This window comes from Mesorhizobium sp. M00.F.Ca.ET.216.01.1.1 (assembly GCF_004010325.2).
Taxonomy (GTDB): Bacteria; Pseudomonadota; Alphaproteobacteria; order Rhizobiales; family Rhizobiaceae; genus Mesorhizobium.
In genome coordinates, this window is sequence record NZ_SADR02000010.1 from 102645 (window position 1) to 119996 (window position 17352).

Consider the following 17352-nt stretch of genomic DNA (forward strand, 5'->3'; position numbering starts at 1 on the left):
ATCAAAATCAGATAACGATATAAAGAACTCTTTATATCATGAGGAGAGATTTCATGACCCGCACCATCGTCGCCTCGGCGACACGAGAAATCATCATCGGCTTCGACCAGCCTTTCTGCGTGATTGGCGAGCGCATCAATCCGACCGGCCGCAAGAAGCTGGCCGCCGAGATGGTAGCGGGCAATTTCGAGACCGTCATCAAGGACGCGCTGGAACAGGCCGCCTGTGGCGCGACAATGCTTGACGTCAATGCCGGCGTCACTGCCGTCGATCCCAACGCCACCGAACCGGCGCTGCTGGTTCAGACGCTGGAGATCGTGCAGGGGCTGGTAGACCTGCCGCTGTCGATCGACAGTTCTGTGTCCGCCGCGATCGAGGCGGCGCTAAAGGTCGCCAAGGGCCGCCCGCTGGTCAATTCGGTCACCGGCGAGGAGGAAAAGCTCGAAGCCATCCTGCCGCTGGTCAAGAAATACAACGTTCCGGTCGTCGCCATTTCCAACGACGAGACCGGCATTTCGATGGACCCCGACGTGCGCTTCGCCGTCGCCAAGAAGATCGTGCAACGCTGCGCTGATTTCGGCATTCCCTCGCATGACGTGGTCGTCGACCCGCTGGTCATGCCGATCGGCGCGCTGGGCGATGCCGGCCGCCAGGTGTTCGCACTGCTGCGGCGGCTGCGCGAGGAACTCAAGGTCAACACCACCTGCGGCCTCTCCAACATCTCGTTCGGCCTGCCGCATCGTCATGGCATCAACGCCGCCTTCATCCCGATGGTGATCGGCGCCGGCATGACTTCGGCGATCATGAACCCGGTGCGCCCGCAGGAAATGGAAGCCGTGCGCGGCGCCAATGTGCTCAACGGCACCGACGAGAACTGCACCAACTGGATCAGGACCTACAAGGACTACAAGCCGTCAGAAGGCGGTCAGGCCATTGCCGCCCCCACGCAAGTCAACGCGCCGGGCAACGGCGGCAATAACAATGGCCGCAGGCGCGGCGGCCGTGAAGCCCGGATGGCCCGAGGATAAGCGCGTAATCGTGAACTCTCCTGCCAACATAACCGATCCGCTCGTGCTGTTCATGCCGTCCGGCAAGCGCGGGCGGTTTCCGGTCGGCACGCCGGTGCTCGATGCCGCGCGCCAGCTCGGCGTCTACGTCGAAAGCGTGTGCGGCGGACGCGCCACCTGCGGGCGCTGCCAGGTCGAGGTGCAGGAAGGCAATTTCGCCAAGCACAAGATCGTTTCCTCCAACGACCACATTTCGCCTAAAGGGGCGAAGGAAGAGCGCTACGAGCGCGTGCGTGGCCTGCCCGAACGGCGCCGCCTGTCCTGCTCGGCGCAGATCCTCGGCGACCTCGTCGTCGACGTGCCGCAGGACACAGTCATCAACGCGCAGACCATCCGCAAGGACGCCGACACCAGGATCATTGCCCGCGATTCGGCAATACACATGTGCTACGTCGAGATTGAAGAGCCCGACATGCACAAGCCGCTTGGCGATCTCGATCGCCTGAAGATCGCGCTGATGAAGGACTGGGGTCTCAAGAGCCTCGATTTCGACTTCCATCTGCTGCCGCAGGTGCAGGGCATATTGCGCAAGGGCAACTGGACAGCGACCGCAGCCATCCACAAGGACGCCGACAGCGAGACCGCGCGGGTCATTGCTTTGTGGCCGGGCCTCAAGAACGAGGCCTACGGGCTTGCCTGCGATATCGGCTCGACCACCATCGCCATGCATCTGGTGTCGCTGCTGTCCGGCCGCGTTGCCGCCTCGTCGGGCACGTCCAACCCGCAGATCCGCTTCGGCGAGGATCTGATGAGCCGCGTTTCCTACGTGATGATGAACCCGGACGGCCGCGAAGGCATGACGGTTGCCGTGCGCGAGGCAATCTCCGGCCTTGTCGACAAGGTCTGCGCGGAAGGCAATGTCCAGCGCAACGACATCCTGGATTCCGTCTTCGTCGGCAATCCGATCATGCATCACCTGTTCCTTGGCATCGATCCGACCGAACTCGGCGGCGCGCCCTTTGCGCTCGCTGTCTCGGGCGCCGTGCACATCAAGGCGTCCGATCTCGGCCTGAAGCTCAACCAGGGCGCCCGGCTCTACATGCTGCCCTGCATTGCCGGCCATGTCGGCGCCGATGCGGCGGCGGTGACGCTGTCGGAAGGCCCGCACCGCCAGGACGAGATGATGCTGATCGTCGATGTCGGCACCAATGCCGAGATCGTGCTCGGCAACCGCCAGCGAGTGGTGGCAGCCTCCTCGCCCACCGGCCCGGCCTTCGAGGGTGCGGAAATCTCCGGCGGCCAGCGCGCCGCGCCCGGTGCCATCGAGCGCGTGCGCATCGATCCGGAAACGCTCGAACCGAAATACCGCGTCATCGGTTCGGAACGGTGGTCCGACGAGCCGGGCTTCCTCGACAGCGTGCAGGCGACCGGCGTCACCGGCATCTGCGGCTCCGGCATCATCGAGGTGGTCGCCGAGATGTATCTCGCCGGCATAATCTCCGAGGACGGCGTCATCGATGGATCGCTCGGCGCGCGCTCGCCGCGCGTCGTCACCAGTGGCCGCACCTTCTCCTACGTGCTGAAGGAAGGCGAGCCGAAGATCACCATCACCCAGACCGACGTGCGCGCCATCCAGCTTGCCAAGGCAGCACTCTATGCCGGCACCAAGCTGCTGATGGAAAAGCAGCATACCGATCATGTCGACCGCATCCATTTCGCCGGCGCCTTCGGCTCGTTCATCGATCCGAAATACGCCATGGTGCTGGGACTGATCCCTGACTGCGACCTCGAGAAGGTCCAGGCTGTCGGCAATGCTGCCGGTGCCGGGGCACGCATGGCGCTCTTGAACCGGGGCTATCGCCGTGAGATCGAAGAAACCGTAAGTCGGATCGAGAAGATCGAGACCGCGCTGGAGCCGAAATTCCAGGAGCATTTCGTTTACGCCATGGCGCTGCCGAACAAGATAGACCCGTTCCCGAAACTGTCGGCTGCGGTGAAACTCCCGCCCAGGAAGACCGTCAGCGAGGACGGCGTTGCTGGCGACGCCGCCCCGCGGCGGCGTTCGCGCGAAGGCCATGCCGCAAGGCGCAGCCGCGGATAAAAAAGACCCAGGTACTATCGCACGTCGTCCATGAAGTGCTTCCTGGTCTTTGCGCTGCCCCTCAACCGGCTGCCGCCACCCGTTTAGTCGATGTGGGGCGGCGCCAACTTTCTGATTGAACTGATTGAGAGCAGCCAATCTCGCGCGCCGGTCAGCTCAAATCACCATTCGATTTCATATGTATGCAAATGTTTCCAGATCATGCAGATCTGGAAACGAAGACGCTGTTTTCGCGAAATTCGGCCGATACATGCGCGGCGCATTTAACAGGTATCGAACGGCGGCAGAGGATATTTCTGCCGCCGTAACGTTTCAAGGGAGACAACAATGTCGATGTTCGAAAGTCTTGGCCGCTATGCCGCGGCCATCAAACATGCACACAACAGGAACAGGTCCGTCCGGACTCTAAACAGCCTGCCGCCCGAAATCCAGAAGGACATCGGTTGGCCCGCCTCGCCTCCCAGTGACCCGCAGGCGGCCCTCGCGGCACTGCTCCTGGGCTCCGCGCGCTGATGACCTTCGCCGACAAATGCATACTGCTTGGCCTGCGCCGGGAACGTCATGCGGCCCCGGCGGGCGACAACAAGCTGGGTGCCGCACTGCTGCCTAGGGGCTGAGACTGCGGCGGCCGCGAGCAGGCCAAATGTTTGCCCTGGTCACCAGCCGGATCACACAACCGTGTTGAGATCGCGCAAATCTTGACTTTTTGGATGAAGGCACAATCTTCGAAACAGTGGGGGAATTCTCTTGTCGGCTGTGCCGAAATCCGTGTATCTGCATGCCCAGTCTCAAAAGTTATGTCGTGTCGTACGTTCTCAGGTACAGCCGCAAGAAGGCCTTTTCCAGCCCGGAAAACCTGCAGCGTTGGATTGCCTATGCCCGCAAGACGGAGACCCATCAGCCGCCCGCGTCACTGCGGTCGCAGCTCGACATCAAAACGCGCACCGTGGGCGGCTTCCCCGCATACGAGATCGCTCCCAAACCCGGTGAACGGAAGCGGATTCTCTACCTGCACGGTGGCGCCTATGTCTTTCAAATCACATCCTACCACTGGCGACTGATCGCCGATATGGCCGACCGGCTGGGGTTCGGTTTTACCGTGCCGATCTATCCGATCGCTCCGGAGTACGACTTCCATGCCATGTTCGGCATGGTTGGGGACGTCTACCGGCAGATGCTCGACGAAACGGACGCGCAGGACATCGTCTTCATGGGTGATTCCGCCGGCGGCAACATGGCCGTGGTACTGACTATGATGGCTGCGCAAGAAGGCCTGCCCTTGCCGTTGCGCCACGTGCTGATCTCGCCTGGCCTCGACGTGTCGCTCACCAATCCCGAAATCTTCGAGGCGGAGCGGAATGACCCTTGGCTGGGCATTGCCGGCGGACTGGAAGCGATCCGGCTTTACAGCGCCGGCATAGATCCCAGCGATTGGCGTATCAGCCCGATATACGGCGATCTTTCGGTACTGCCGAAAACACTGCTGCTGACCGGATCGCGCGATATGCTCACCCCCGACAATCTGGTCTTTGCGCAGAAGGCTCGAGCTGCCGGCGTCGAGGTGGAGGTCGTCTACGAGGAAGGCATGTTCCACGCCTGGCCACTGATCGACATGCCTGAGGCGCGACGTGCACGCGACAGCATCGTGGCGTTTTTGACCAGCGAAACCGAAAGATATCAGGCCAAGGCCGGCGAATTGTTACTGCAACGGCCAGATCGCGATTTGGCCGCTCGCGACATCGCTGCGCCGTTGAGATAGTCCTGGCCTAGGTCAGAACTTCCCGGTCTCCCTGAACAACTCGAAGGTCGCGCGAATGTGGTCGGCGACCGCCTTCACCGGTGCGCTGGCGTCCGGCGCCACGACCATGGCAAGGTTGTAGGTACCGATATCAGGCATGCCGTCTTTCGGGCAAAGCTCGACCATGTCGTTGCCGAGGAACGACTTCGGCAGCGGCGCCACCGCAAGATCGGACATGATCGCGGCGCGCTGGCCGGCTGTATGCGCACTCATATAGGCGATGCGGTAATTGCGGCCTTCGCGACCAAGCGCCTCGAGAGCTCCAGCTCGCCACGCGCAGCCTTCTTCCCACAAGGAAACCGGCAGTGGCTCACGTAGATGCGCGCAGCCACCCTTGGCGCCTGCCCAGACAATCGGTTCGGTGAGCAGCACTTCAGCGCCGACAGCGCTGGTCTTGTAGGAGTTGGTCAGCAGCGTGATATCGAGTGCCCGGTCGTCCATGCGCCGGCGCAGATTGACGCTCTGGTCGATAGTGACATCGACCGCGATCGAAGGGTGCGACTGCGCGAAACGCTTCAACACGTGCGGCAGGACGCGCTCGCCATAGTCGTCCGGCGAGCCGAGCCGCACCACTCCGACAATGTCGGGGATGATGAACTTCGACACCACTTCCCGGTTGATCGAAAGCAGCCGGCGGGCATAGCCGAGCAGCATCTCGCCATCCGTGGTCAGCGTCACCGACCGCGCGTCGCGCGCGAACACCGAACGGCCGAGAATGTCCTCCAGTTTCTTGATCTGCATGGAGACGGCCGATGGCGTGCGGAAGACGGCATTGGCCGCGGTTGTGAAACTGCCGGTCTCGGCAATCGCCACGAAAGTACGCAAAACGTCGAGATCGAGCAACGGCAACGGATGATTGAGCGGGGCATTCATCGGAAGTAGCCTTCAATTTTTCTGATGCAAACCATCATTCCATTTCGTTTGATTGAACATCAGTTTGGGAGGATAGTCAACTCCATCGAAGCGGAACGTATCAATAGCGGTCACGAAGCGACCATGACACCGACCTGCGACCTGAAATGAAGCTGAAACAAACCGGTTGTAATCCCTGACGAAGCCAGCGCCGGACACTTCCGGCCCAACACGAAGGAGAATGAGATGTCTATCCTGTCATCCATCGGTCGGCTCGCGACCGAATTCAGCGCAGCCCGCGCCCGCTACCAGACCGAACGCGCCATCCATGCGCTGCCGATCGAACTGCAGAAGGATATCGGCTGGCCCGAAGCTGCCGATGCCAGGACTGGCGCCCGCCACGGTGTCGGATCCTGGGCTGGAGCGAAGTAGACCGTGTGTATCAAGAGCTGAAGGCCTGCCGCGCAGACCGCTCGGCAGGCCTTTTACTTTGTAGTCAAATGATTTTCGGAGCCATGTTCCCGCCGCATGGCGCATATGAGCAAGCCGCATAGCAGCTCATTTTCTCAATAACGCGTTGTAAATAATCGTAAATCCTGGGCAGATTGCCCAAAATTATCGCAGCCGGTGTCGCTTTTCATATCAAGTGCTTCGCTTTTGCGATTTAGTTTTCCCTCACGCAAGACTATATCGACGCCAGCAAACGAGCTGCCCCACTCCATCAAGCGAAGGCGACCCGTCTGAGCAACCGAATGGAGATGATCATGAAGCTTTTTGCCCGCCTCTTCCCCCGCCGTGAAATGAACCTGACCACCGCGCTCGAGCGCCAGCGCCTTGCCAACACCATGCCCGGCCAGACCGGCGCCATGGCTGCCGCGCGCCTCGGCTTCGTTGCCTGATCCAACAACTTTTCGAGCGGCACTCCCTGCCGCTGCATCGAAGTTGATCCCAGCGCCGCTTCGGCCTTGCCGAGGCGGCGTTTTCGCTTCGCGTCGGCCACGTCCTGCACCTTGCTCGTTTTGGCAGCATGTTGTGCCCGCCGCGCAGAGCAATTGCCCATTTGCGACCCATGTCGCAAATTTAATCTTCTCACGGCCGCCTAGCCGATTGACATGAATGGTTTTTCCTGATGTCGCTATGCTGTTAGCGACATTCTGTTCGCGTCATGGCTGCGTGAGGTTTCCCGTGAATGCCGTAAAGCATCCGATCAGGCGATCGTTTGTGTTCTTCCTCGTCCCCGATTTCACCATGATCGCTTTTGCGACGGCGCTCGACCCGCTGCGCTCGGCCAACCGGATGCTCGGCTACGAGGCCTACCGCTGGCGCCTCGCCAGCATCGACGGCAAGCCTGTGCGCGCCTCGAACGGCGTCGAATGCGCCGTCAACACCTCGCTTGAGGAAGAGCGCAAGAAGATGGCCGGGCCGGAACGGCCGAACATGGCGATCGTCTGCAGCGGCATCAATGTCGAGCAATATCACAACAAATCGACGTTCGCCTGGCTGCGTGAGGAATACAATCGCGGCGTCGCCGTCGGCGGCCTGTGCACCGGTGCGCATATCCTGGCTGCCGCCGGCCTGTTGTCCAACAAGCGCTGTGCCATCCACTGGGAGAACCTGCCGGGCTTTTCCGAGGCGTTCCCGAAGGCCAATGTCTTTGCCGACCTCTTCGAGATCGACCAGAACATCTACACTTGCGCCGGCGGCACCGCGGCACTCGACATGATGCTGAAGCTGATCGGCGACGATTTCGACGAGAGCCTCGTCAACCGGGTGTGCGAACAGGTGCTGACCGACCGTGTGCGCAGCCCGACCGACCGCCAGCGCCTGCCGCTGCGCGCACGCCTCGGCGTGCAGAACTCCAAGGTGCTGACCATCATCGAGCTGATGGAGGCGAACCTTTCCGAGCCGCTGTCGCTGATCGAGATCGCCGATCATGTCGATCTGTCGCGCCGTCAGATCGAGCGCCTGTTCCGCACCGAGATGGGCAGGTCCCCTGCCCGCTACTATCTGGAGATCCGGCTCGACCGGGCAAGGCACCTGCTGATCCAGTCGTCGCTGCCGGTGGTCGAAGTGGCGGTCGCCTGCGGCTTCGTCTCCGCCTCGCATTTCTCCAAATGCTATCGCGAGCTCTACGCCCGCTCGCCGCAGCAGGAGCGCGTCGACCGCAAGCAGCTTTTGGCGGCCTGATCGGGCCGCCAGCCAAGAGAGACCTTTTTGGGTCAAAACCCAATCACTCTGACGACCGAGTTTCCGCCCTTCCTGTGTCGGACATCGCTGAACGTAACCGGTGGGCCGACTGTCGCGTCCTGACCCGCCTCCTCATCGTGCCGGCCGGGGCCTTCGTTGGCCCATAGCCGGTACGGCACAGCACGTGCCGGTCTTACGAGCGGCCCCTCGTCAGGCAGTTGGCCGGATGTTTTGGTTCACCCGGAAGAGGTTGGTCGGGTCATATTTCTTCTTCAGCGTAGCTAGGCGATCGTAGTTGTCGCCATAGGCCGCCTTGAGTCTTGCATCGCCCTCGTCATCCATCATGAAGTTCGGGTAGGCGCCACCCAGATCGAATGGATGCACCGCCTCCCAATAGGTCTTGGTCCAGCGCGTGACCGGCCCCGCTTTCTGCGGGTTCGGATCGATCCCTGCGATGACCATCGACCAGGTCGCATCGCGGCAATTCCAGGCTGTCTCGTCTTTGCCGATGCGATGGACGGCGCCATCGATCGGATAGAGATGCATGAGCGATAGTTCGCTCGGCGTCTTCGCCGCCTGCTCGAGATGGGCGTCAATCGCTGCGTCAGATAGTGTCTTGACGAAATCGCCCCGCCAGTACCACTGCATCCCCTTCGGGTAGAGCCCATCGAACATGCTCTGCACGGCGGGATAGGGCATCGTTCCCATCCAATTGAACCAAGGCGCGGGGAGCGCATCGATGAGCGGGGCTAGCGCCTCTCTACCCTTTTCCTCTGGACCGCTGTAGCAACACATCAGGAGACACATCCGCTTTCCCCAAAACTCTTCCGGGAACGGCGCGCTCGAGAGGATCGTCTTGAGCCCGAGGAAGATCCCGAGTTCCTCGGGCGCGCGCGGCAGGAACTCGCGATAACGCTGCATGATGGTGCGGGCGTGGTCCTGATCCCATGCGATCGGCCCCGCAAAGACCATCTTGACCGGGTGAAGCTGGAACACAAAACTGGTGACGACGCCGAAATTGCCGCCACCGCCGCGAAGCGCCCAGAACAGGTTAGGGTTCCGTTCCTTGCTGGCGGTGACGAAGCTTCCGTCGGCAAGCACGACATCGGCCTCGATCAGATTGTCGATGGTCAGACCATATTTGCGCGTCAGATAGCCGTGGCCGCCACTCAGCGTCAGTCCGGAGATCCCGGTGGTCGAGATGATGCCCGCCGGTACGGCCAGCCCAAAGGCATGGGTGGCGTGGTCGACGTCGCCCTGAGTGCAGCCCGCGCCTACCCGCGCCGTACGGGCGTCCGGATCGACGCGCACGCCGTTCATCGCCGACAGGTCGATCACGAGACCGTCGTCGCAGCTCCCTAATCCTGGTCCGTTATGGCCGCCGCCACGTACGGCAACCAGCAAATTGTTATCGCGGCCGAATTTCACCGCTGTGATCACGTCGGCGACATCGACACAGCGGGCGATGATCAGCGGCCGCTTGTCGATCATTCCGTTGTAGAGCTTGCGGGCTTCGTCATAGCTGGCGTCGCCGGTGCGGATGACTTCACCCCGCAGGCTTGCTGCGAATTTTGTGATGTCTTCGTCGTTCATGATATTCCTCCCTACCGAACCTGTCGGCCTATCCAGGAACGCTAGTCCCGTCAGGCGTTCCCGCAAATGTCACATCGTCCAGTTCTATTGCCCGATCGTTCAGAGTAGGATCACGCCAGACGCGCGCTCGCTCGTGCGCCCGGCAGAAAACTCGTCATCAAGGGAGTAGTCGATCGTTTCCGGAGATGTAGTGCATGGATGTCCTTTCCGATGTGCTCCGAGCCGTTCGCCTCACAGGTGCGATCTATTTCGACGTCGACGCTAGTTCTCCCTGGGTCGCTGAGTCGCCGGGTACGGCTGAGATTGCCGCCGCCATCATGCCAGAGGCAGAGCACATCATTTCTTTTCATGCTGTGATGTCGGGCTCGTGCTGGGCCGCGCTGGGAGACGACTCCGTGCCCCCAGTGCTCGTGAACGCCGGTGATGTCGTTGTCTTCCCCGGTGGTGTTCCGAATGTCTTGGGCTCCTCGCCCGGGGCGCGGGGCGAACCCAACATGGCAATGTATTATCGGCCGATAGACGAGCACCTGCCATTCGCGGTGATTCATGGTGGTGGGGGAGAGGAGCGGACCCGGTTCATTTGCGGGTACCTTGGTTGCGATGCGCGTCCCTTCAATCCCCTCCTTGCCACGTTGCCGGCCATACTATGCGCCCGCAAACCCGCCGATGGAAGCAGCTGGGTTATCGATCTCTTTCGGCTGGCGCTAGCAGAGGGTGGCAGCGGGCGGGCGGGCGGTGAAACGATCCTCGCCAAGCTGAGCGAGCTGATGTTTGTCGAAATTATCCGCAGACATCTCGAGACCCTCCCCCACGATTCGCGCGGGTGGCTATCAGGCCTTCGGGATCCACACGTCGGCGAAGCGCTCCGGCTCATTCATGCACGCCCCAGGGAGGAATGGACATTGGACCGACTCGCCCGCGAAGTAGGGCTCTCGCGCACCGCATTTGCGGGCCGCTTTACCCACTATGTCGAGGTCTCGCCGATGCACTATCTTGCTCGGTGGCGTCTGCAGCTGGCGGGACGCCTGCTCGAACGGCCCAATGTGAGCATCGCGCAAGCGGGTGCTGAGGTCGGCTATGAGTCGGAGGCCGCCTTCAATCGCGCCTTCAAGAAGTTTGTCGGCGTTCCACCTGGCACTTGGCGCAAGGGACGTTCGGCATTGCCGGAGGCCCAAAGGTTGCCCACTATCGTCGTCCAATAGGAAAAAAATGGCACCGGCGTTCACGCTTCAGTCTGCGTGCCGCGCCGACGTTGCCCAGAACTCGAAAGTCTGCTCCTGGCGTGCTCGTTGCCACCTACCGATTCAAACGGCAAGGTCCCACGTCTCTCGGCCGTTGGCGGCAGCCGGTCTGATAGAGTTCTGACCCTAATGCGCTTGCGCGGTGCGCATCGCCTCAACGCGGATATCTTCCGTCAGCTGCGCCTTCAGCGCCGAGAACTCCGGGCTGGTCTTCAGCGTGTAATGGCGCGGATGCGGCAGATCGACCGCCACGTCGGACTTGATGCGACCGGGCCGGGCCGTCATCACCACCACGCGCGAGGCCATGAAGATCGCCTCCTCGATGTCGTGGGTGACGAACAACACCGTCTTTTGCCGGCGTTCCCAGATGCCGAGAAGAAGCTCCTGCATCAGCCCGCGGGTCTGGTTATCGAGCGCGCCGAACGGTTCGTCGAGCAGCAGGATCTCCGGGTCGTTGGCCAGTGCCCTGGCGATCGCCGTGCGCTGCTGCATGCCGCCGGAAATCTGCTTCGGCCAATGGTTCTCGAAGCCTTTCAGCCCGACCAGATCGACATAGGAGGCGACGATCTCGTCCCGCTCCCGCTCGGCCATGCCCCGTTCGCGCAGGCCGAAGGCGATGTTCTCGGCGACGGTCAGCCACGGGAACAGCGTGTAGGACTGGAAGACCATGCCGCGATCGAGGCCTGGCCGGCTCACCGCCTTGCCGTCGAGCAGCACGCGGCCCTCGCTTGGCGCCTCCAGGCCGGCGACGATCCTGAGCAGTGTCGACTTTCCGCAGCCGGACGGCCCCAGGATGGTGATGAAATCGTTGGCGGCGACCGCCAGTTCGACCGGCATCAGAGCCTGGACAGGCTGCCCGCCCCTGACGCCGGCGAAAGTGCGAGAGACGTGCTCGATGAGAAGCTTGCTCACGCCTGGCTCCATGGAAAGAGCCAGCGGTTGAGCGCCTTGAAGGCGGAGTCCGACAGCAGGCCGATCAGCCCGATGACGATGATGCCAAAGATGATCTGCCCCGTCGCCAGCCGCGACTGGCTGTTGATGATCATGTAGCCGATGCCGGACGACGAGCCGATCAATTCGGCGACGATGACATAGGTCCAGGCCCAGCCGAGCACTAGGCGCAATGTTTCGGCGATCTCCGGCGCATTGGCCGGCATGATCACCCGCCGCACGATGCTGTTGTCCGACGAACCCAGCGTGTAGGCCGCTTCGACCAGGTCGCGCCGTGTGCTGCCGACCTTGACCGCGATGATCAGGATGATCTGGAACACCGAGCCGACGAAGATGACCAGCAGCTTCTCGAGCTCGCCAACGCCCGCCCATAGGATCAACAGCGGAATGAAGGCCGAGGCTGGGAGATAGCGGGCGAAGGAGACGAACGGCTCCAGGAACGCTTCCACCGGCTTCCAGGCGCCCATCACGATGCCAAGCGGCACGGCGACGACCGACGCCATCAGAAAGCCGCCGAAGACCCGCCAGATGGTGATGAGGATGTCGAGCCAGAAGCGGTCCTCGACCAGCAGCCGCCAGCCGTCCCCAACCATCGACAGCGGATCGGCAAGGAAGATGCGATTGACATGGCCGCCAAGCGTGATCCAGGCCCAGAACGCCACGAACAGCACGAAGAAGGAAATGCCGAGCACAGTTCGGATGCCCGGCGAGACCGGATGCAAGGGGCGCGGCATCTTGAAGTCCTTGGTCACGGAGGAAAATGGCGGCGCCTGGCGCCGCCGCGAAGCGTTGCAATCCTGCCGGTCAGTCGGATACGGCGCTGGTGTCGGCCAGCGTCGAGACATCAGGCGCCTCCTTGATCAGCCCCATCTGCAGCAGGAGCTCGCCGGCAGTCTTGGAAAACTCCTGGAATTCCTTGGTAAAGAACTGCTTGTTTTCGGCCTTGTCAGCCCACTTCAGATATTTGGCCGACTCTTCGAACTCCTTGGCCGACTGCTTCACGTCGGCGCCCATGGTTTCGTACGATTTCGCCGGATCGCTCTTGATCAGTTCGAGCGCCTCGAAATAGCTGTCGGCGAGCGCCTTGGCAGCATCGGGATTGGCCTTGAGGAAGTCCGGCGTGCAGCCGACCGTGTCGAGCACCATCGGGTAATCGAGAGTGGTCGCGAGGATGTGGCCCTGGTCGGACTTGCCGCGCACCGCCGAGATGAACGGCTCATAGGTGACCGCCGCATCGTTCTGGCCGGCTAGGAACGCCTGTGCGGCCGCATCCGGCTCCAGGTTGACGACCGTCACATCCTTGGTCGACATGCCGTTCTTGTTGAGCACCCAGGCGAGCATGAAATAGGGCGAGGTGCCCGGAGCCGACGACGCGACCGATTTGCCCTTGAGGTCGGCGACCGTCTTGATGTCGTTGCGGGCGACGATGCCGTCCGCACCATAGGATTTGTCGAGCTGGAATATCTGCTTCGTCGTCACGCCATTGGCGTTCCAGACAAGCCAGGTCTCGACGGTGGTTGCGGCGCATTGCAGATCGCCGCTGGCGATGGCAAGCGGCCGGCTCGCCTGCGGCACCTTCTTCAAGGTCACGTCGAGGCCGTGCTTTTCGAAAATGCCAGCCTGCTTGGCAAGTGTCAGCGGCGCGAAACCAGTCCATCCGCTGATGCCGATGGTGACCGATGTGGCGGCCATCGCCGGCGCGGACAATCCCGCCGCAAGCGTCAGTGCCGCGGCAAAAACGGTGGTCCTGTTCATGTCGGTTCCCCTTGTTTTTTCGGATGGGGAATTGTGTCACAGACGCCAATGGGCTTGTCAATGAAGCAGATGCTGCACTGCAATATTCGCCCAACTTTGGATCCTGTTCTTGACCTCAGTATCGGTCGCAATAGCATTCGGCCGAAGAGATACGATCGTTCCAGCCGCTGCCCTGAAAAATAGCGATCCTGCGCGCGGCAAGTAGGCGAGTGCTCGGCCCAAAGTCGGCCGACTGGGCGTATGAGGTCGTTGTTGCTAACGGCTGTCGAACATCCAGGTGCGGTCGCGCCACATTTTCTCGCCGACCTGGCAATCGGTGGCGGGCTTGTCCTGCGCCAGCACAACGAGCGGATGCGACACCTCCTCCGCCGCCCATTGCGGCGAAGCCGGACCAGCAAGCTCCAGCACAAGCTTGCGGCGGATCGCTTCGGGAAACTGCGTCCAGTCGTTGACCGGGATCATGAAGGCACCGGGTCCGCCGATGACGCAGTCGCTGTAGTACCGGTCAAGATAGTTGACGTCGTAAGCGCTGGTGAAGCCGCCCCGGGTCATCAGCGGCAGGCCATTGATGGTGATGCCTTGCTTCACCACCTGGTCGCGGATGAGGTCGACGGGCGCGCCCTGGTTGTTGGGCCCGTCGCCCGAAACATCGATGACGCGCTTGACGCCCTGGAAGCTGCTTTCGGCGAAGAGATCGCTGGCGAATCCCAGGACGCCTGAAATCGAGGTGCGCCTGGCGCTGCCCGGCGGCTGGGCGGAGAGTTGATTGACCACTCGCTCGGCGTCGGCGCGATCGGCGATCACCGTCCACGGCACGACGACGTGTTGGGTGCTCTGCCCCGCCCATTCGACGTAGGTGACGGCGATCTTGCCGTAAGCGCCGTCGGCGATCGCTTCCAGCACGCGATCATGCGTCAGCGCGGCGGCATAGCCCTGCCGCTGGATTTCCAGCTCGGCCGGGGACATGGAGAGCGACACATCGACGGCCAGCACCAGCTCGACATCGACGCGCTCGGCAGCGGTGGATCGCGGGGTCAGGCCGAGCAGGAGCGCGAGTGCGGCAGCGCCAGAAAACAAATGTCCTGCATGGCCAAGAGCAGACATGACACAACGGTAAGCGAGAATCGTCCTGCCACAAAGCGAAAAGCCCGGTGCCAGGCCGGGCCTTTGCATTCACATTTTTGCGAACCGGTCATTTAGAGCAAGGATGCTCAGCTGCGCGGATTGAGATTCTCCGGGTCGTAAAGCGGCTTGTAGCCGACAGCGGCCACTTCGACCGGGTACGTTTCGCCGAAATATTCGACGTTCAGCTTGCGGCCCTCCTGACAATACGCCCAGGGCAGGTAGGCGAGCGCGATGTTCTTGCCGATGGTCGGGCCATAGGCAACCGAAGTGGTGAAGGATCGGCGGCCGAGTTCGTCGACGAGCGTATCGCCCGTTTCCGGGTCCATCACCGGCATAATGCCGACCGGATAGCGGGCAATACCCCTCGAATCGATGTTGTCGGTCATGACGAGCGTGCAAAGCATGGCCGGCTGATGTGCGCGGGCGCGGTATTCCAGGTGCTTTGCCTTGCCGCTGAAATCAGCCTCCTTGACTTTCGGGCGGGCAAGATCGGCCTCCAGCAGATTGTACTCGGTGAAGAGATCCGCGTTCTGCAGGCGCAGGCTCTTCTCCATGCGGCGGCTGTTGGCATAGGTCTCGACGCCAAAGGCCATCACGCCGGTCGAACGCAACGCGTCCCAGACGGCCAGGCCGTCTTCGTATCGCATATGCAGTTCCCAGCCCTGCTCGCCGACATAGGAGATGCGGAAAGCGGTCACGTCCTTGCCGGCGATCCTGACTGGCTTGATTGCGGCGAAGGGAAAATTCTCCGGCGTCAGCCCGTCCGGGTCCTCCACGACCTTTTGCAATGTAGAGCGTGCGTTCGGACCCCAGATGCCGATGGTGACATACTTCTCGGTCACGTCAATGACGGTGACGTCGAAACCTTTGTCTTGTGCCGTCCGCCGCATGTATTGAAAGTCGCGCGGTCCGGCATCGGCGCCGTCGATGACGCGGCAGCGGTCGGCCATGCGGATGACGGTCAGGTCGGCGCGCACCATGCCCTCGTCGTCGAGAAAGTGGGTATAGATGCCTTTGCCGATATTGGTATCGCCACCGATCTTTGCCGCGCACAGCCATTCCATCAGCGCGACATGATCCGGACCTTCCACGTCGTACATGGCGAAATGCGACAGGTTGACGATACCGCAGTCCTCGCTCATGGCGAGATGCTCGGCATTGGAGACGCGCCAGAAATGGCGGTTGTCCCATTCGCCTTCGCGCACCGGCACCCGGTTTCCGTATTTCTCGAGCAGATGTTCGTTGGCGGCGTAGCCATGGGCGCGCTCCCAGCCGCCCAACTCCATGAAATAGCCGCCGAGTTCCTTCTCACGTTCCCAGAACGGCGAGCGGCGGACATTGCGGCCCTTGGAGAAAGGCTCGCGTGGATGGACCGCTGGATTGTAGACCTTCATCGCGGTTTCGGTGCAGCGGTCCCAGATGAACTGCTCTTTCGTCTGGTGCGGATAGAAGCGCGAGTAGTCTATGGCGTGGTGGTCGATCGATGTCCGGCCGTCCGTCATCCAGTCGGCGATGAGCTTGCCCATGCCGGGACCGTCCTTGACCCAGATCGCGACGGCATACCAGAGGCCCCTCACCTTCTGGCTTTCGCCCATCGAGGGGCCGCCGTCCGCTGTCACCTGCAGAAGCCCATTGAAGGAATGGCTCTCATTGTAGCCCAGTTCGCCCAGGATCGGCGTCAGTTCCATGGCGCGCTCGAGCGGCGCCAAGATCTGGTCCATGTCGAGGTCGCGCTGCGAGGGCGAGAGACGGGCCTGGTTCTTCTCCAAAAGGTCGCGCGGATGGCAAAGGCGCGGGTTGGTCTCTTCGTAATAGCCCCACTCGATCTGCCCGCCTTCGGCGGTCCTGGGATCGCCGGTGTCGCGCATATAGGCCGAATTGCCCTGGTCGCGCAGCAGCGGCCAGCCGATCTCCTTGCCGGTGCCGGCGAACTCCGTGTACGGTCCGAAGAAGGTGAGCGGATGGTCGATCGGCATGACCGGCAGGTCCTCGCCGACCATTTCAGCGATCAGCCGGCCCCATATCCCTGCGCAGACCACCACGTAGTCGGCTTCGATAGTGCCGCGGTCAGTCACCACGCCCGTGATGCGGCCGTCCTTGATGACGAGCGACCTGGCCGGCGTATTTGCGAACGCCCTGAGCTTGCCGGCAGCTTCCGCCTGGTCGACCAGCTTGCCGGCGACCGTCTGCGAGCGCGGGATGACGAGACCGGCATCGGGATCCCACAGGCCGCCCTGCACCATATTCTCTTCGATCAGCGGGAACTTCTCCTTGATCTCGGCGGGCTCGATCAGGCGAGCGCGCGTGCCAAAGGCCTTTGCCGAGGCGATCTTGCGCTTGATTTCCGCCATGCGGCCGTCGTCGCCGACGCGGGCGACCTCAAGGCCGCCGATGCGCGCGTAGTGGCCCATCTTCTCGTAGAAATCGATGGAGTAGAGCGTCGTCCAACAGGACAGGAAGTCATGACTGGTCGTGTAGCAGAAGTCGGATGCGTGCGCCGTCGAGCCGATGTCGGTCGGGATACCGGACTTGTCTATGCCGACGATATCGTCCCATCCACGCTCGATCAGGTGATGGGCGACCGATGCGCCGACAATACCGCCCAGCCCGACGATGACGACCTTCGCCTTTTCCGGAAATCCTGCCATTACCCGCGACTCCAAGTGGTATTGCGGGCGCGCCTGGCGCCCGTCTGATCGGCGCACAATATGCAGGCGATGGCGAGCGCGCTACCGCCTGTTT

15 protein-coding genes are annotated in these 17352 nt (G+C 62.0%); 8 read left to right on the forward strand and 7 right to left on the reverse strand.

Going from position 1 to position 17352, the window contains the following annotated elements; all coding sequences use genetic code 11:
* Positions 1-53 precede the first annotated feature (53 nt).
* The 4 genes from EN859_RS15095 (at position 54) to EN859_RS15110 (ending at position 4867) form a co-directional block, all read left to right on the forward strand.
* Positions 54-1028 (forward strand): methyltetrahydrofolate cobalamin methyltransferase, encoded by a 975-nt coding sequence (locus tag EN859_RS15095; RefSeq protein ID WP_127853690.1) that lies wholly within the window; start codon positions 54-56, stop codon positions 1026-1028.
* Positions 982-3108, forward strand: a complete 2127-nt coding sequence (locus tag EN859_RS15100; protein ID WP_127853691.1) for an ASKHA domain-containing protein — start codon at positions 982-984, stop codon at positions 3106-3108. Before EN859_RS15095 ends, EN859_RS15100 begins: the two co-directional genes overlap by 47 nt.
* 327 nt (positions 3109-3435) lie before the next feature.
* A complete protein-coding gene (locus EN859_RS15105; protein WP_127853692.1) occupies positions 3436-3621 on the forward strand; it encodes a hypothetical protein in 186 nt (61 codons plus the stop codon).
* Between the two features lie 265 nt (positions 3622-3886).
* On the forward strand, positions 3887-4867 hold the full coding sequence (locus EN859_RS15110) for an alpha/beta hydrolase (protein WP_127853693.1): 981 nt from the start codon (positions 3887-3889) through the stop codon (positions 4865-4867).
* 12 nt (positions 4868-4879) lie between these two features.
* Here EN859_RS15110 and EN859_RS15115 read toward each other — a convergent pair whose 3' ends face one another.
* A complete protein-coding gene (locus EN859_RS15115) occupies positions 4880-5779 on the reverse strand; it encodes a LysR substrate-binding domain-containing protein (protein WP_127853694.1) in 900 nt (299 codons plus the stop codon).
* 225 nt (positions 5780-6004) lie between these two features.
* Here EN859_RS15115 and EN859_RS15120 point away from each other — a divergent pair, with 225 nt between their 5' ends.
* From EN859_RS15120 to EN859_RS15130, 3 genes are all read left to right on the forward strand, one after another.
* Positions 6005-6190, forward strand: coding sequence for a hypothetical protein (locus tag EN859_RS15120; protein WP_127853695.1), 186 nt, complete (start codon positions 6005-6007; stop codon positions 6188-6190).
* A gap of 332 nt (positions 6191-6522) precedes the next feature.
* On the forward strand, positions 6523-6657 hold the full coding sequence (locus EN859_RS40255; protein WP_127853696.1) for a hypothetical protein: 135 nt from the start codon (positions 6523-6525) through the stop codon (positions 6655-6657).
* Positions 6658-7006: 349 nt separating this feature from the next.
* A complete protein-coding gene (locus tag EN859_RS15130) occupies positions 7007-7945 on the forward strand; it encodes a GlxA family transcriptional regulator (protein ID WP_348632924.1) in 939 nt (312 codons plus the stop codon).
* A gap of 210 nt (positions 7946-8155) precedes the next feature.
* Here the strand turns inward: EN859_RS15130 and EN859_RS15135 are convergent, their stop codons facing one another.
* Complete coding sequence (locus EN859_RS15135) at positions 8156-9538, reverse strand: FAD-binding oxidoreductase (protein ID WP_127853698.1); 1383 nt, start codon at positions 9536-9538, stop codon at positions 8156-8158.
* Between the two features lie 194 nt (positions 9539-9732).
* Between EN859_RS15135 and EN859_RS15140 the strand changes: the two genes are divergently transcribed.
* Complete coding sequence (locus EN859_RS15140; RefSeq protein ID WP_127853699.1) at positions 9733-10740, forward strand: AraC family transcriptional regulator; 1008 nt, start codon at positions 9733-9735, stop codon at positions 10738-10740.
* A gap of 165 nt (positions 10741-10905) precedes the next feature.
* Here the strand turns inward: EN859_RS15140 and EN859_RS15145 are convergent, their stop codons facing one another.
* From EN859_RS15145 to EN859_RS15165, 5 genes are all read right to left on the reverse strand, one after another.
* Positions 10906-11691, reverse strand: coding sequence for an ABC transporter ATP-binding protein (locus tag EN859_RS15145; RefSeq protein ID WP_127853700.1), 786 nt, complete (start codon positions 11689-11691; stop codon positions 10906-10908).
* Complete coding sequence (locus EN859_RS15150) at positions 11688-12464, reverse strand: ABC transporter permease (protein ID WP_127853794.1); 777 nt, start codon at positions 12462-12464, stop codon at positions 11688-11690. Before EN859_RS15150 ends, EN859_RS15145 begins: the two co-directional genes overlap by 4 nt.
* A 70-nt stretch (positions 12465-12534) precedes the next feature.
* Positions 12535-13485, reverse strand: a complete 951-nt coding sequence (locus EN859_RS15155) for an ABC transporter substrate-binding protein (protein ID WP_127853701.1) — start codon at positions 13483-13485, stop codon at positions 12535-12537.
* 255 nt (positions 13486-13740) lie between these two features.
* Positions 13741-14589, reverse strand: coding sequence for a DUF1194 domain-containing protein (locus tag EN859_RS15160; RefSeq protein WP_189501978.1), 849 nt, complete (start codon positions 14587-14589; stop codon positions 13741-13743).
* Between the two features lie 107 nt (positions 14590-14696).
* Complete coding sequence (locus EN859_RS15165) at positions 14697-17258, reverse strand: FAD-dependent oxidoreductase (protein WP_127853703.1); 2562 nt, start codon at positions 17256-17258, stop codon at positions 14697-14699.
* Positions 17259-17352: the final 94 nt, after the last annotated feature.